13 protein-coding genes are annotated in these 15,673 nt (G+C 32.6%); 6 read left to right on the plus strand and 7 right to left on the minus strand.

What is annotated here, in order from left to right; genetic code table 11:
• Window positions 1-64 precede the first annotated feature (64 nt).
• From HM992_RS14705 to miaA, 6 genes are all read left to right on the plus strand, one after another.
• Window positions 65-1,303 (plus strand): DUF1015 domain-containing protein, encoded by a 1,239-nt coding sequence (locus tag HM992_RS14705; protein ID WP_179320219.1) that lies wholly within the window; start codon window positions 65-67, stop codon window positions 1,301-1,303.
• A gap of 77 nt (window positions 1,304-1,380) precedes the next feature.
• Window positions 1,381-2,040, plus strand: a complete 660-nt coding sequence (locus HM992_RS14710; protein ID WP_179320220.1) for a YggS family pyridoxal phosphate-dependent enzyme — start codon at window positions 1,381-1,383, stop codon at window positions 2,038-2,040.
• A 90-nt stretch (window positions 2,041-2,130) separates the two neighbouring features.
• Window positions 2,131-3,495: an exonuclease domain-containing protein gene (locus tag HM992_RS14715; RefSeq protein ID WP_179321103.1), complete on the plus strand. Its 1,365-nt coding sequence runs from the start codon at window positions 2,131-2,133 to the stop codon at window positions 3,493-3,495.
• A 4-nt stretch (window positions 3,496-3,499) separates the two neighbouring features.
• Window positions 3,500-5,440, plus strand: coding sequence for a DUF3857 domain-containing protein (locus HM992_RS14720; RefSeq protein WP_179320221.1), 1,941 nt, complete (start codon window positions 3,500-3,502; stop codon window positions 5,438-5,440).
• Between the two features lie 24 nt (window positions 5,441-5,464).
• Entirely contained in the window at window positions 5,465-6,376 is a 912-nt protein-coding gene (locus HM992_RS14725) for an ion transporter (protein ID WP_178985718.1), read from the plus strand.
• A gap of 16 nt (window positions 6,377-6,392) precedes the next feature.
• On the plus strand, window positions 6,393-7,310 hold the full coding sequence (miaA, locus tag HM992_RS14730; RefSeq protein ID WP_179320222.1) for a tRNA (adenosine(37)-N6)-dimethylallyltransferase MiaA: 918 nt from the start codon (window positions 6,393-6,395) through the stop codon (window positions 7,308-7,310).
• A gap of 4 nt (window positions 7,311-7,314) precedes the next feature.
• Here miaA and HM992_RS14735 read toward each other — a convergent pair whose 3' ends face one another.
• The 7 genes from HM992_RS14735 to HM992_RS14765 all read right to left on the minus strand — a co-directional run bounded on the left by HM992_RS14735 (window position 7,315) and on the right by HM992_RS14765 (window position 15,534).
• Window positions 7,315-7,719 (minus strand): VanZ family protein, encoded by a 405-nt coding sequence (locus HM992_RS14735; protein WP_179320223.1) that lies wholly within the window; start codon window positions 7,717-7,719, stop codon window positions 7,315-7,317.
• Between the two features lie 68 nt (window positions 7,720-7,787).
• Window positions 7,788-8,495 carry a response regulator transcription factor gene (locus HM992_RS14740; protein ID WP_092469772.1) on the minus strand — a complete coding sequence of 236 codons (708 nt, stop codon included), beginning with the start codon at window positions 8,493-8,495 and terminating at the stop codon, window positions 7,788-7,790.
• Between the two features lie 9 nt (window positions 8,496-8,504).
• On the minus strand, window positions 8,505-10,076 hold the full coding sequence (locus HM992_RS14745; RefSeq protein ID WP_229720507.1) for a sensor histidine kinase: 1,572 nt from the start codon (window positions 10,074-10,076) through the stop codon (window positions 8,505-8,507).
• Window positions 10,077-10,148: 72 nt separating this feature from the next.
• Window positions 10,149-10,736, minus strand: a complete 588-nt coding sequence (gene coaE, locus HM992_RS14750) for a dephospho-CoA kinase (protein ID WP_179320224.1) — start codon at window positions 10,734-10,736, stop codon at window positions 10,149-10,151.
• A 1-nt stretch (window position 10,737) separates the two neighbouring features.
• Window positions 10,738-11,700, minus strand: a complete 963-nt coding sequence (locus HM992_RS14755; protein ID WP_229720508.1) for a YbbR-like domain-containing protein — start codon at window positions 11,698-11,700, stop codon at window positions 10,738-10,740.
• Window positions 11,701-11,707: 7 nt separating this feature from the next.
• Window positions 11,708-12,709: a glycosyltransferase gene (locus HM992_RS14760; protein WP_179320226.1), complete on the minus strand. Its 1,002-nt coding sequence runs from the start codon at window positions 12,707-12,709 to the stop codon at window positions 11,708-11,710.
• Window positions 12,710-12,870: 161 nt separating this feature from the next.
• Window positions 12,871-15,534 (minus strand): T9SS-dependent choice-of-anchor J family protein, encoded by a 2,664-nt coding sequence (locus HM992_RS14765; RefSeq protein WP_179320227.1) that lies wholly within the window; start codon window positions 15,532-15,534, stop codon window positions 12,871-12,873.
• Window positions 15,535-15,673: the final 139 nt, after the last annotated feature.

Genomic DNA, 15,673 nt, shown 5'->3' on the forward strand with positions numbered 1-15,673 from the left:
ACTGATTACTGAACACTGATTACTGAACACTGATTACTGAACACTGACCACTGAATACTTTTAAATGCCCAAAATAATCCCATTCAAAGCCGTAAGACCAACCAGAGCAATCGTTGGCCTCGTTGCTGCGCGTCCTTATCAAAGCTATACAATTGATGAACGTGAATCTCGAATGGCTTATAATCCTTATAGTTTTCTTCATATTGTGAATCCTGGTTATAAATACGATCAAGAAGTGACTGGAAAAGAGCGCTATAGATTGGTTAAGAACAGATATTCAGAATTTAAGGAGGATGGTGTGTTTGTTCAAGATGAAAAACCATCGTTTTATGCGTATAAAATTGTGAATCGTCATGGCCAAGAATTCAATGGTATTATTGCAGCTACAAGTGCAGAAGATTACGAAAATGACCTCATAAAAAAGCATGAAGATACGATTGCCAAACGTGAAGAAACCTTTAAAAGCTACTTACAAACCGTTGGATTTAATGCCGAACCTGTTTTATTAACTTATCCTGATAATACTGTAATTGCTGAGATTATTAAAGACACTCAAAAGGGACATGCTGAGTTTGAATTCACGATGACTTATAGAGACACGCATTATTTATGGAAAATAGATACTGATGATACTATTGCAACCATTCAAAAAGAATTCGAAAAAATGAAAACCGTTTATATTGCTGATGGTCATCATAGATCGGCTTCATCTTACCTTTTATACAAAGATGAAAAAGCAAAGAACCCTAACCATAACGGCAGTGAGTCTTATAACTTTTTTATGTCGTATTTAATTCCGGAATCGGATTTAGTGATTCACGAATTCAATAGACTTGTTACAGATTTAAATGGACTCACGAAAGAAGAATTTTTAATACAACTAGATGCTTCTTATCGCATTGAAAACAGAGGCTCAATGCCTTATAAGCCCTCTAAACCACATCATTTTAGTATGTATTTGGATGGTGAATTTTATTCACTTCTTTTACGAAAAACAGCTTTTGAATTTAACACAGCATTAGACCAATTAGATGCGTATTTACTTTATAAAACGATTCTTCAATCTATCCTAGGAATTGATGATTTAAGACATGATAATAGAATTTCGTATGTTAATGGGCAACACGAAATGATTACCATTAAGAGTGGTGTAGATAGTGGAGAGTTTAGTGTTGGTTTTGGTATGTGTCCTTCTAATGTGCAACAAATGAAGCAAATTGCAGACGAAGGTTTAACAATGCCTCCAAAGAGCACTTATATTTTACCTAAATTAAGAAGTGGTATTACTATATTTGAGTATTAAAAAAAGTTGCTTCGTTTGTCGATTAGTTGTTGAGTCAAACAACTAAATAACAAGTAACTTAACAACAAACATTACAAATGAACATTCAAGAAAACTTAAATAATATAAAATCAACCTTACCAAAAGATGTCACTTTAGTTGCGGTTTCAAAAACCAAACCTGTATCGGATTTAATGGAAGCTTATAATGCTGGTCAACGCATTTTTGGAGAAAATAAAATTCAAGAAATGGCAGATAAATATGACGAAATGCCAAAGGATATTGAATGGCATATGATTGGTCATGTACAGCGGAACAAGGTAAAATATATGGCTGAATTTGTGAGTTTAATTCATGGTGTTGAAAGCTTCAAATTATTAAATGAAATTAACAAACAAGCTAAAAAGCATGATAGAGTTATAGACTGTTTACTTCAAATTAAAATTGCTGAAGAAGATAGTAAATTTGGTATGTCTGCTTCGGATGCTTCTACCCTTTTACAATCCGATGAATTTTCAGATTTAAAGAACATCAAAGTTATTGGTGTTATGGGTATGGCCACTTTTACAGATGACATGATACAAGTTGAAAACGAATTCAAATTCCTAAAACACACATTCACAGAACTTAAAGTCATAAACCCAGGATTTAAAACTATAAGTATGGGCATGAGTGGCGACTATAAGCTAGCAATTGACTGCGGAAGTACTATGGTTCGGGTAGGAAGTAGTATCTTTGGTTCAAGGAATTATAATTAACATAGCATTGCCATACGGTATATCGAAGCTTTATTATCACTAAAACAGATTGCTTCACACTGTTCGCAATGACGTAAAACAACAAACAACATTTACGCAATACTAGACATAGAAACCACTGGTGGGAAATTCAATGAAGAGGGCATTACAGAAATAGCAATTTACCAATTTGATGGGCATAAGGTAACGGATCAATTTATTTCTTTGGTGAATCCAGAACGTGATATTCAACCTTTTGTAGTGAATCTTACAGGCATAAATTCTAACATGCTTAAAAATGCACCTAAATTTTATGAGGTTGCCAAACGCATTGTTGAAATCACTGAAGATTGCATCATAGTCGCTCACAATTCTTCGTTTGACTATAGAATCCTAAAAACCGAATTTAAACGTTTAGGATTTCCATTTAAAAGAAAAACACTTTGCACGGTTGAGCTGTCTCAACAACTCATTCCAGATATGCCATCCTATAGTTTAGGTAAATTAACACGCTCTCTAGGTATCCCAATGAGTGAACGCCATAGAGCTAATGGCGATGCAATGGCTACCGTAAAGTTGTTTAAATTACTACTCAATAAAGACCTAGATAAAGTTATTGTTAAGGACGCCATTAAGGTTGAACAAAAATCTAAAATGGCTCCAAATCTATTAGATATTATAGACGAACTACCTTCGGATGTTGGAGTCTACTATATTCATAATGCAAACGGAGAAATCATTTACATTGGCAAAAGTAAGAACATTAGAAAACGAATACTTCAGCATTTTACAGGTACTAATTCTAAATCCAAGAAAATTCAAAGATTAGTGAGTACTGTAACGTATGAGAAAACAGGAAGTGAGCTTGCTGCATTATTAAAAGAAAGTGCAGAAATAAAAGCAAACAAACCCATTTTCAATAGAGCATTACGAAGAACCATTTTCACCCATGCATTATACAGTTTTACAGATAAAAACGGTTATATAAATCTTTATATTGATAAATCTAGCAGAGAAGAAACACCTATTACTACCTTTAATACAAGAGCGAGTGGGAAAAATTTTATGTTTAAAGCTGCTGAAGACTATAGGTTGTGTCAAAAGCTTACCGATTTATACACCACAAAAACAACGTGTTTTAAATATGACGTAAAAGAATGTAATGGTGCATGCATTAATGAAGAGCCTATAGCGGCTTATAATGAAAGGGTGAATTCACTTATTGAAAAATTCAGCTACTCTAATAAAGATATGCTTATCATTGACAAAGGTCGTACAATAGAGGAAAAAAGCGTGTTTTTAATAGAAAATGGGATTTTTAAAGGCATGGGATTTTTTGATTTAAACCATCAAATAAATAATAGAGCCATTTTAAAATCGCTCATTACACCAATGGACAACAATAGAGATACGCAACATATTATTCAAAGTTATATGAGGCGAAATAAAAGGCTCAAAATTGTTGATTTAAAATAATAACATGATTTATAGGTTTTTAATTGTAGCACTATTAGTGACTTTTTTAGGTTTTTCACAAGATTATAATGTGGCTATGGAAGTTCTTAAAAGTGATTTAGAACTCACCTCCTATTCTAAAGATTCTACAGCTAATGCGTTAGTAATATATGATTATGGAAACAGTTTTGTAGATGACAAAACCTTTTGGCTCCGGGTACAAAATGAGCAAAAGATTAAAATTTTAAGAACTGATGGTATCGATAGAGGTCAATTTGAGGTTAAATTATACAAAGGAAAAACATCTCAAGAAAAAATTGAAAATATTAAAGGCACAACCTATAACCTAGAAAATGGTGAAATTAGAAAAACACACTTAACAAAAGCAGCTATTTTTGAAGAGGAAAACGAAAAGTATACACTTGTTAGATTTGTATTGCCTAATGTTAAAGTAGGAAGTGTAATAACAGTAAGTTACGAAACACAATCCCGATTTATGTCTAAATACCACCCTTGGTATTTCCAAGGTGAAGATCCCGTTTTGTACAGTGAGTACAATACTAGTATACCAGCAAATTACGAATATCACATAAAATTAGTAGGAGGCATTCCTTTAGACACTCATGATATCAGTTTAAAAAAACAATGTTTAGTCCTCGGGAATGGTGCAAGTGCAGATTGTAGTATTTCTAAATACATTATGAAAAACATACCGGCATACAAACCTGAAGATTATACTACTACATCCTTAAACTACACGTCTAGAGTAGAATATGAAATGAGTGTCTTTAAAACGTTTGACGGAAGAACAGATAAAATCACTAAAACATGGGAAGATGCTGATCATGAACTGAAAACAGATTCTGATTTTGGAAGACAAATCAGTAAAAAGAGTCTTGTAAAAGATATTTTACCAGACTCCATTTCATCAATTTCAGATCAACTCAAAAAAGCAAAAGCGATTTACAAGTATGTTCTTAATAATTATAAATGGAATGGAAAATCTGAACGTTATGATGTGTCTATAAAAACCCTTACTAAAGATAAAGTTGGTAGTGCATTTGAAATAAATTTATTACTAGAAAACCTTTTATCTAATGAGGGTATCAAAGTGTTTCCTATTTTAATGTCTACTAGAAATAATGGTTTGGCGACTAAAGTTTACCCTGTACTTTCAGATTTTAATTATGTGATTTTAAAAGCTTTAATAGATGACAAAAGCTATTATTTGGATGCTACTGACCCATATCTTTCGTTTGGCGAGTTACCCTTTAAAGCTTTAAATCAGTACGGAAGACTCATAAATTTTGAAGAAGGTAGTTATTGGGAAGATATTAATGTCAATAATTTTTCTGGACGCATACATCGTGTAGAACTATCTTCATTTGAAGATGATCAATTTGGCGGTACTATAAAAAGTATATTTCAAGGCTATCATTCTCATAAATCTAAACGTCAGTTTAATGAAAATCCTAATGATTATTTAGAGAAAAAAATAAATGATTATACTAACATCACCATTGAAGATCATGAAGTCTTAGACACAGATACCTCCACTTTTAATGAAACGATGGATATTAGTATTCAACCAGAATTTATTGGTAATAAAATTTATTTCAATCCTTTTATCATTAAATTCTTTGATAAAAATCCCTTTCAACTTCAAGAACGAACATATCCAATTGATTTTGGTTACAAAGACATTTATAATTACAGCATGATAATAAAACTCAATGATAATTTACAAGTTATTGATATACCTGAATCAGTTAATTATGCTTTACCTAACAAATCGGGAAGTCTTTTATTTAATATAGAGTCAAAGAATAATGAAATTTTACTTTATTTTCTAGTTAAATTTAATCAAGCTATTTATCCACCAGATTATTATCCGTATTTAAAGTCGTTTATGGATAAAGTTGTCGAACTTCAAAATAATACTATAATTACTTTAGAAAAGCAATAATTTAACTTTTCGTACATTTAGAACATGATATCGAATCAAAAGCATAATTGGAAAAACAAAATACATGAAGTTATCTATGAGGCTGACACTCCTTCCGGAAAACTTTTTGACATATTATTGTTAATATTCATATTAGTTAGTATCCTTTTAGTGATGCTCGAAAGTGTCGTTAGTATTGATAGACAATACCACGAGCTCTTATATATTGGCGAGTGGGTTGTAACTATATTATTTTCTATTGAATATATCTTAAGAATAATTTCAGTTAAAAAACCTTTTAAATATATATTTAGTTCATTTGGAATCATCGACTTCTTATCCACCATACCAATGTATTTATCTTTCATATTTGTTGGTTCCCAAGCTTTAGTCACCTTAAGAGCATTACGATTACTTAGGGTTTTTAGAATTTTAAAACTGGCGAGATATTTAGGGGCTTCAAATCACCTAAAAGCATCATTAGTAGCAAGTCGTGTAAAAATTATGGTTTTCTTATTTGCTGTAATGATTACTTCTGTCATTTTTGGTACTATTATGTATTTAGTTGAAGGAGAAGCGAATGGTTTTGACAATATACCTAAGAGCGTTTATTGGTGTGTTGTAACACTTACCACTGTTGGGTTTGGTGATATTGCACCACAAACTCCTCTAGGCCAATTTATTACAACTTTTATTATGATTTTAGGTTACGGTATTATTGCTGTGCCTACAGGAATTGTTTCCGCGGAATATGTTAGAGCTGGTAGAAAGACCGATTTAGGAAATGATGCAACAGAAAATGAAGCTTTAGAAGCATATGCTTATAAGCATTCAAATGAACCTTCGGATAATATCACTATTCATCTCAATTCGCAACATTGTTCTAATTGTCATGCTTCTGATCATAGAGATAATGCTGATTTCTGTTATAATTGCGGAAACCAACTTCATCATTAATTTGCAGATATCATAAATGTCTAAACTTTCCCAAAACTACGTAATTACTATTGTTGGTCCTACTGCCATTGGTAAAACCGCATTAAGTATAAAGTTGGCGCAACATTATAGTTCTGAAATAGTGTCTGCTGACTCTCGTCAATTCTTTAAGGAAATGGCTATTGGTACAGCTGTGCCTTCTCAAGAAGAACTTAGTGCCGCACCACATCATTTTATTCAGCATAAATCGGTTAAGGAATCTTTTAATGTTGGTGATTTTGAGCGTGATGCTATCTCTAAAATTGAAGAATTACACCAAAAAAATCCTATTGTCGTTGTGGCTGGAGGTTCTGGATTATACGTTAAAGCAGTCACTAATGGTTTAGATTATTTTCCTGAGGTTGATTCTAATATTAGAACAACGCTTAATCTTCAATTTGAAACAGAAGGCTTAATACCATTACAAGAACAACTTAAAAACTTAGATCCCATTTCTTATAATACCATTGCGATAGATAATCCTAAACGTGTGATTAGAGCTTTAGAGATTTGCATCGGAACAGGTTTGCCCTATTCTTCTTTTCTAACTAATTCTGAAAAGAACAGAGCATTTAAGACTATTAAGATTGGATTAAATGCAGAACGTGCTATCATCTATGACAGAATTAACCAACGCGTAGATTTAATGATTGAAAACGGGTTACTAGAAGAAGCAAAAGCTATGTTACCCTATAAAAATCTTAATGCATTAAACACCGTTGGTTACAAAGAGTTATTTGCGTATTTTGAAGGAGAATCTACTCTGGAATTTGCTATTTCTGAAATCAAAAAAAATACCAGACGCTTTGCTAAAAGACAACTTACTTGGTTTAGAAAAGACAATTCTATTACGTGGTTTGATTATGAAACTGATGTTGATGCTATAATAAACTATGTCAACTTACAAATAGATTAAAAACTTAGTCTTTATAAGCTTTACGTAAACCCACTACTCTATTTTTAAAACCTAAATTTCCCATATAGGTAAAGGTCAAAATACCTAATCCATCTGCAATAAGATCCAATATATCTAAAGTTCTATTTGGAAAATAGCCTTGACTCAATTCTTCTAAAAACACAAATACTAAAACCAAAAACGTTCCTAGCGGTAACTTTTGCCAATACTTAAACCGTTTAAACTGCAATGCTATATTTAAGAATAAAGTTAAGAAACCAAAGAGAAAAAAATGTCCTAATTTATCGCCATAAGGGAGCCCATCTGTGATATTGAAAAATATATTTTGCTTACCAATATCAGCCGAATACATAATCCACAGGATAAAGAGTAAAAACACGACTGTAATTCCCTTAAACAACTTATTCATAAATAGTAGCTTATAGTAAATAAAAAATCCAGTTCATTGAACTGGATTTTATAGTTGTAAAGTATAACTTATTTGTTGTTAATTACTAATCTAAAGCCTTCTCCATGTATGTTTAAAATTTCAACATTAGGATCTGGTTTCAAGTATTTACGCAATTTAGCAATATACACGTCCATACTACGAGAGGTAAAATAATTATCGTCTCTCCAGATTTTTGTTAACGCTAATTCTCTTGGCATTAGATCATTTTCATGCAACGCTAATAAACGCAATAGTTCATTTTCTTTTGGTGATAGTTTAGAAGGTTCTTCACCATCAAACTTCAGAAAACGTAGTTTAGAATTTAAATCAAAACGACCAATTTTAAACTCAAATTGCTTACTATCTGCAACTGTATCTTTAGCTTTACGTTGCATTATAGCTTTTATTTTCATTAACAATACTTCGCTATCAAACGGTTTGTTAAGGTAATCGTCTGCACCAACTTTATAACCTTTAAGTACATCTTCTTTCATGGCCTTAGCCGTTAAGAAAATAATTGGCACATCTTCGTTTTTTTCTCTTATTTCTTTGGCTAATGTAAAACCATCTTTATAAGGCATCATTACGTCTAAAATACATAGATCGTAATCATCCTTTTTGAACTTTTCAAAACCTTCCATCCCGTTTTTAGCGTGGACAACGTCGTAATCGTTCATCATTAAATAATCTTTTAAAACAGTTCCAAAATTTGGATCGTCTTCTACCAAAAGAATTTTTTTGTTTTGCTCTTCCATAATTCGTTTTTATGATATTAACGGCATCTTTATAATAAAAGTACTGCCTTTTCCTTTTTCACTTTCTACTGATATATGACCTTGATGGTCTTCTACTATTTTCTTTACATAAGCTAAACCTAGCCCATGTCCTTTTACATTATGTACGTTTCCGGTATGTTCTCTATAAAATTTCTCAAACACCCTTTTGGCAACTGCCTTAGACATTCCATTACCTTGATCTGTAACTTTTATAAGAATGCTATTTCCTACATTTTCGGTATATACATCTATTTTAGGTATATCATCCGAGTATTTAATAGCATTATCCAATATATTAACAATCACATTTGTAAAATGTGTATCGTTTGCTAAAATTGATGTGTGCTCTGCGTCTAAATGTGTTTTCACGTAACCTTGTCTGTCTTCTACAATTAATTCTACATGGGTTACAGCATCCTCTATCAATTCATTTACGTCTAAACGCTCCTTACTTATATTTAATTCGTTTTTATCTAATTTTGAAATACGCAATACATTTTCTACTTGTGCATGCATACGCTTATTTTCTTCTTTTATCATGCCTAAATAACGCAATACCTTTTCTTGATCATTGATTATTTTAGGATTTTTTATAGAGTCTAATGCCAAATTAATTGTTGCAATTGGTGTTTTAAACTCGTGCGTCATATTATTAATAAAATCCGTCTTAATCTGTGATATTTGTCGTTGTCTAATTAACTGATAAATAGCACTTGCGTAAGCAATAATTATGATGCTCGTAAAAACTATTGAAAGCACTATCATCCATAATATAGATTCTAACAAATACTTTTTTCTATCTGTAAAATCTACATAGAGTTTATAGCTACTCTCCTTATTATTATCTAAAAAGACATAAACACCATAAGCACTTTCGTCTACTAATTCAAAATTTTCGGTTCGTATCTTAGTTGCTAAATCATCATCATAAATAGCAAATTCAAAATTAAGATCAATACCTTCAGCTCTAAATTCTCTTTTTAGTAAGGTTTCAACTTGTGCCGCTGAAACCCGTTTATAAACTGGTTTGTCTTTTAACAACGTTTTAAACGTATCTTCATAAACTTGCTTATCTAACGCGCTTAAAGAAGAATATTCTCTCAATCGTGTTTCTGGATCTACACGTCTAATACCATCTATACTTGTGTTATTATACGTTTCAGTAATGCGTTCACTAGATAGTTTACTAATATTAAAACTGTCTGCATCAATTTCAAAGAACAATGATGGCACCTTAAAACGTTCTTCTAAAACCGTATTACGATGTATTATGGTCTTATCATCTCCTTCGTCTTCAGTGGCTACAAATAATTGTTTAATTATTGCAGAATCCGCCTTATTATCATTACTTAAATAAGGCTGAAGTTTCATAAAGTAATCGCGATACTCGTACTCTTCAATAGCCTGAGACACTAAACTTAACGATCGTTTTACACTAAAGGTGAAATTCTTCTTCTCATTTTCTAAACTATTATTTATAAAAAATAATTGTACAAAAATTATACCTATAAGCGATAAACTCATTAGGATCACCAATAACACAAATAGTTTTTTGCCCATCAGTCAAATTTAACATTTTAACATTTAGTATAAATTAGGTTTAACCTAACGTTAACAAATCAAAGTGAATATTTAGGAATTTAACTTTTTAAGCAGTTTTTTATGAATTTTAAGTGCCTGTTTCTGAGCTTCTTTGAGATTATCGTTGACAATAACAAAATCTGACTTTTTAATTTTGTCTTCGTCTGACCATTGGTTCTTCATAATTGCCTCCACTTTTTCTCGTGAAACACCATCGCGTTGCATAACACGCTTAATGCGTAAATCTTTATCTGCAACGACTGTGATGATATAATCATATTGATTCTGAAGATTGTTTTCAAAAATTATTGCAACTTCTTTAATAACGTATGCTGCATCTTGTTTGTTAAGCCACTGTTTAAAATGTGTGGCTACTTTTGGATGCACAATAGCATTCATTTTAGCAAGTAATGTCTTATCATTAAAAATTTTAGACGCTAAATATGGTCTGTTTAACGTATCGTTTTCATAAGCTTTCTCGCCAAACAAATGTATCAGCTTACGACGTATAACTTTTGAACGATTCATTAACGCCTTGGCTTCATCGTCTGCAATATATACCGGAATTCCATAAGATTGAAAACACTTTAAAATAGTGGACTTACCACTTCCTATTCCGCCTGTTAATCCTACTACCATATTACAATTCAATAAAATCTATTTGTTTTTGCTTAATATTAACATGCTTTACAAAATTGGGCTTCTTAACCACTTTTGGTTTTAAAAATGTTTGATTGTCTTCTAATTCGGCATAATCACATTCTACTTTAAAGTCTAAAGCTTTTATGGCATTGTAATTTTCTAAATCTACATAATAAGAAAGTGTCACCGTTTTTGGAAAGTAATTAATAACCACGTTTCCTGGCTGATTGGTTATTATAATAGGCACTTCTATAATGCCTTCTGTAAAACGTGCAACTTCTCCTGAGACCTCTATAGTTTTAGGAAAAACATCAACATTATCATAGTCTGATATATCTAGCCTCACAATATTTCCAATATCGCTTTTTACATCATTTAAAACCAATGACTCTGAAGCTACCGAACTAATTTTTTCCACTTCCTCTAACGATCCTACAACTTTTACACTATCTATATTAAAATTGAACTCGCCTTTTAAATCGTATCCTACAGCATAATTAATGGCACTATTAAAAGTAATCGGAACTAGTTTTGATGCCCTTTTAGAGTAGGAGATCAACAACGTGTCCGGCATTATAGAAATTAGGTCATAAGCATTACCAAGCTGATCCTCTATAAGATACTTATGTTTAGCAACATCGAAAATAAAACTGTTAGATTTCATTGTAACATCACTCTTCGCGTTAACCTCTAATTCTTTAATATTGCTAAATACAAAAGGCATCAAAGAAAACCCTTTGGCTTCTACATAAGCTTGAATATAATTTGCAGAATCGTTTTTTAATAAGATTTCATCATCAACGTTAACCAAATTAACTTTTAACTTTATCGTTTGCTTATAGTCATTAGATAATTTAGAAAAAATTAAAAACACAAATGCGATTATAAAGAATAAAATAAACAGCTTAACGTTTTTCTTCTTTAAATGATCTAGTATGTTCAAACGCTTCTTTTGATCCATTTTGAATTTAAAAAAATAGTTCTGGAAATGCCTCTTTAGGATCTCTTCCTAAGATAACTAAATTAAATGTTGATTTTAAAAAACCATAGCCATATCCAAAAAATTGAGTAATTATAGCGAATACAGCTTGCAATGCCACACTTAGACTTCGATTTAAAATTAACGCCAATACAAAAGCTAAGGTGAAATAAAACGCGTAACCATATAACACTAAGTTAATCTGAAAAGTCGCTAATACTATTGAAACTATGAAGCCCAAACTAAATAATGTAGGAAACCAATAGACTATACTTTTAGAATTTGGGTGCCATTGGTTAAGAATTGGTCTGACCATACCAAATTTATAAACTTGCTTATAAAACTTAGACCAAGATACACGTCGTTTGTGATAGACAAAAGCAGACTCAATTAGTGTGGTTTTAAAACCAAATTCATGTAATCGTAAAGATAAATCGGGATCTTCACCTGGATGAATTTTTCCGAAACCACCAGAAGCTAAAAATGCTTTTTTAGACAAACCCATATTAAAACTTCGCGGTTGAAAATTTTCGACTTGTTGTTTTCCTCCTCGTATACCTCCTGTGGTAATAAAAGACGTCATGGCAAAATTAATTGCTTTTTGAAGATTAGAAAATGAACTATGAGCTGCATCCGGACCACCAAAGCAATCGTAGTATGATGCTTCTAAAAACTGTTGAACTTCATTTAAATAATGAGGAGGCAACAATACATCTGAATCTAAAATGATAAAGTAGTTACCTTTTGCCTTTTGCATGCCATAATTCCTAGAATCTCCTGGACCAGAATTGGGTTTAGAATAATATGCAATATTCAATCGGTTATTAAATTGCTTAACCACCATTTCTGATGTTTCGGTTGAGCCATCTTCAATAATTACAATTTCATAAACATGCTGACCTTCAATGTTTAAAAAACTATTCAATAGTTCTTTAATTTCGTTGGGTCTGTTGTAGACAGGAATAATAAATGAAAAATTAATGGCCTTCATAAGTTACAAAGGTAAATAAACCAAACGCATTTTTTAACAGTTACTGTCGCTTAAAATAAAGTTTAAATTTAGAAGACCAATCTATTTCGTTCTGCTGAATTTAGAGCAAAAAAAAGCCGCTAAAATTAGCGGCTTTTCTGTATTTAAAAAGTTTCTAAGACTTATTGCTTAATCACTCTTATTGTTTTAGTCACATTTGCAATAGTTACCTTAACAAAGTAAGTCCCTGTTTGTAAGTGAGACATATCTAAATCACTATCAACTGTATTAGGTATTACTCTTAATACTTCTTGACCTAGCATATTATACATTGCCACCTGCTCTATTGTATTTTGAGCATTTAATGATAATGTGTTTTTAACTGGGTTTGGATAGTAAGAGAACGCTGCTTCTGTTTCGAAATCATTGATTCCTAAAACTTCTTCAGAAGACCATAATGCAATTGTAAAATCAGGTGCAGTACTTACAGCTGCATAATAATTATGAACTCTTAAAAAGTAAGTTTCACCGACAACAAAATCAGTACGACTGATACTTGGATTATAAGATGGTCCGTCATAGTCATCACATTCAATTGCTACTAAACTACCACAAGCTCCTGAAAATACTTCAACCACACCATCGAAATCATCAGTTACATCAATATTTATATCTGTAGAAGTTGCAACAAAGCTAAACCAAACATCGTCATTTGCATTACCTGCACAAGCTGAAACACCTGAGTCTGTAGCTGCCGCTATAGATCCTGCAACCTGAGTAGCAGACGCTAAATCAGCGATTTCATTTTCAACAGTTAATACTTGTGCTCCTGCACAATCATCATTAGCTATTGGTTCAACTACAAGTTCTACACTTATATTTGTCGTTCCGTCCCAAGTACCATTATATCCAGCATAAGTAAATCCTGCGTTATTTAAACGCCATCTCGCTGCGACGTAATTTGTACCTACTGGTGTTGTTGAAGTCGTATATTCATACTGGTCATCACTAGTACCAGCATCACCTTCAAATGTAGCAACCTGCCATAAAGCATTATCCCATGTAGAAGGATCTGTATTCTCATCATTAATGGCAATCCAACATTCTACACCAGCACCTTGCCCTTCAGCATCAGTAACACCAGCTTCATAACCTTTAGCAAATACTGTAATTGGAGTAGTAACGCCAACAGTTAAAGAGACATCACTACCAGTAGTACCATCTGTTACCCATTGTACATTATTAAAATCCATTTCAGAACCATCATTTACTGAAATTGATGCTCCAACAGCATCTAAATCTGCACATATATCACCTGAAGAAAATAAAGCTAAAACATCAGCTCCAGTAGTCACTCCTAATTCAATTACACTTAAATCTACATAGTTAGAATCCATGTCATCAGAAGTCTCTGCTACTAATGTATGAATCGTATAGTCACCAATTGCATCTACAACAAAACTAGGAGTTGCAGATGTCTGCTCAATCAATAAAGAAGCTCCTGAAGTTAAAACATAAGTTACTTCGTAATCAGTTGGTACAAACATGTCACCATTAGCTGTTGCGCTTATTGTTGCTGTACCAGCAAGGACTACTGATGCTTCATCTGCAGTTAATGTACCCGCTTCTGCTAAACATGGTGTACCTACACAAATATCAAACGTTGAAGTTTGACCAGGATTACTTGTCCAAGTATAAACTTGCACTAAATACGTATTACCTATAACTAAATCAGTAAGATTACTTGTATTTCCATCATTACATCTTATAGCGTCTTCTAATGCTCCACAACCAACTGTTGCGTCATAAACGGCATGATACATATCTGTTGTACTACCTGCAATATTTATTAAGGAAACTCTATGCTTATCTGCAGTAGCAACAAAACTATACCAAACATCATCATCTTCTGTTCCACCGCAAGTATCAACTCCCGAGTCAGTAGCTGCTAAAACAGTACCACTTGTTACAGCTGCACAGTCTAAATCTTCATTAACCGTTAAAGCTATTGCAGCTCCACACTCGTCATTTGCTGGTGGAACATTTTGAGACCAAGCAAAAGGACCAGCCCATGCACTAATGCCGTCTGTACCACAATCAGTTCTTACATAAAACTCATAATCATTGCCTTCAGTAAGTCCCATAGCTGTATAAGGATTGCTTACACTTGTTGCTGTAGCTACACCAGTTACAGTCTCACTTGCTGTTACATCTACAATTTCAATGTCCCATACTGTTGACGCCCCACTCTCAGTCCAAGATAATTCAGCTTCAGTTGCGTTTACAACTGACGCACTTAAACTTATAGGTTTCAAGCAACTAGGAAGTGCGTCATTTACAAACTCATCTACGGCAAGATAATACCTATCTGTATCAGTAGCAACTATAGCTACATAAATATCAGAACCATTATATGCCGACAAATCGTATTCATAGTACGTGTAGTCGCCATCTGCTGCTGATGTTTCAGCCGTTTCACTAGCAATTAAATCAGTAAAGTCTGCAGCTGCAGTACCTGTCGTAGACACCTTTACTTCAAAAGTTTCTGTGAAGTAAATACCATCGGTTCCTGCATAAAAACTAACGCGATCACTGGTGCCACTTGTTACTGTAAACTGTGGAGTGATTAAATAATCTTGATGAGCTACAGATTCCCATTGAATTCTTGCATGTCCAGCTCCTGCTTGTGGATAACTTGTTACATGTACCCAAGTATTTGAACCAGTATCTTCATTTAATACTGTCCATGTAGCTGGAATTTCTGTATCAAAACTTTCGGCAAATTGCGCATTAGACTGCCAGCAAACGGCAACCAATGCAAATAACATTAATGTAATTTTTTTCATATAAATATATATTTAAGTTAGTAATTCTTTAAAAATATGTTAAATCTATAGAAGATAGTAAGGTTTAACTTTCAAATCGTTGAAATGTAGAAAATACCGACAAGAAACATCTATATTACATATTGATAATTGATTTCAT

It is taken from the genome of Winogradskyella helgolandensis, from assembly GCF_013404085.1.
Lineage (GTDB): Bacteria > Bacteroidota > Bacteroidia > Flavobacteriales > Flavobacteriaceae > Winogradskyella > Winogradskyella helgolandensis.

Excerpts from the sequence above, each read along its gene's own strand:
- HM992_RS14705 (WP_179320219.1), top strand. The coding sequence starts at position 65 with ATGCCCAAAATAATCCCATTCAAAGCCGTAAGACCAACCAGAGCAATC.
- HM992_RS14710 (WP_179320220.1), top strand. The coding sequence starts at position 1,381 with ATGAACATTCAAGAAAACTTAAATAATATAAAATCAACCTTACCAAAA.
- HM992_RS14720 (WP_179320221.1), top strand. The coding sequence starts at position 3,500 with ATGATTTATAGGTTTTTAATTGTAGCACTATTAGTGACTTTTTTAGGT.
- HM992_RS14725 (WP_178985718.1), top strand. The coding sequence starts at position 5,465 with ATGATATCGAATCAAAAGCATAATTGGAAAAACAAAATACATGAAGTT.
- miaA (WP_179320222.1), top strand. The coding sequence starts at position 6,393 with ATGTCTAAACTTTCCCAAAACTACGTAATTACTATTGTTGGTCCTACT.
- HM992_RS14735 (WP_179320223.1), bottom strand. The coding sequence starts at position 7,719 with ATGAATAAGTTGTTTAAGGGAATTACAGTCGTGTTTTTACTCTTTATC.
- HM992_RS14740 (WP_092469772.1), bottom strand. The coding sequence starts at position 8,495 with ATGGAAGAGCAAAACAAAAAAATTCTTTTGGTAGAAGACGATCCAAAT.
- HM992_RS14745 (WP_229720507.1), bottom strand. The coding sequence starts at position 10,076 with ATGGGCAAAAAACTATTTGTGTTATTGGTGATCCTAATGAGTTTATCG.
- coaE (WP_179320224.1), bottom strand. The coding sequence starts at position 10,736 with ATGGTAGTAGGATTAACAGGCGGAATAGGAAGTGGTAAGTCCACTATT.
- HM992_RS14755 (WP_229720508.1), bottom strand. The coding sequence starts at position 11,700 with ATGGATCAAAAGAAGCGTTTGAACATACTAGATCATTTAAAGAAGAAA.
- HM992_RS14760 (WP_179320226.1), bottom strand. The coding sequence starts at position 12,709 with ATGAAGGCCATTAATTTTTCATTTATTATTCCTGTCTACAACAGACCC.
- HM992_RS14765 (WP_179320227.1), bottom strand. The coding sequence starts at position 15,534 with ATGAAAAAAATTACATTAATGTTATTTGCATTGGTTGCCGTTTGCTGG.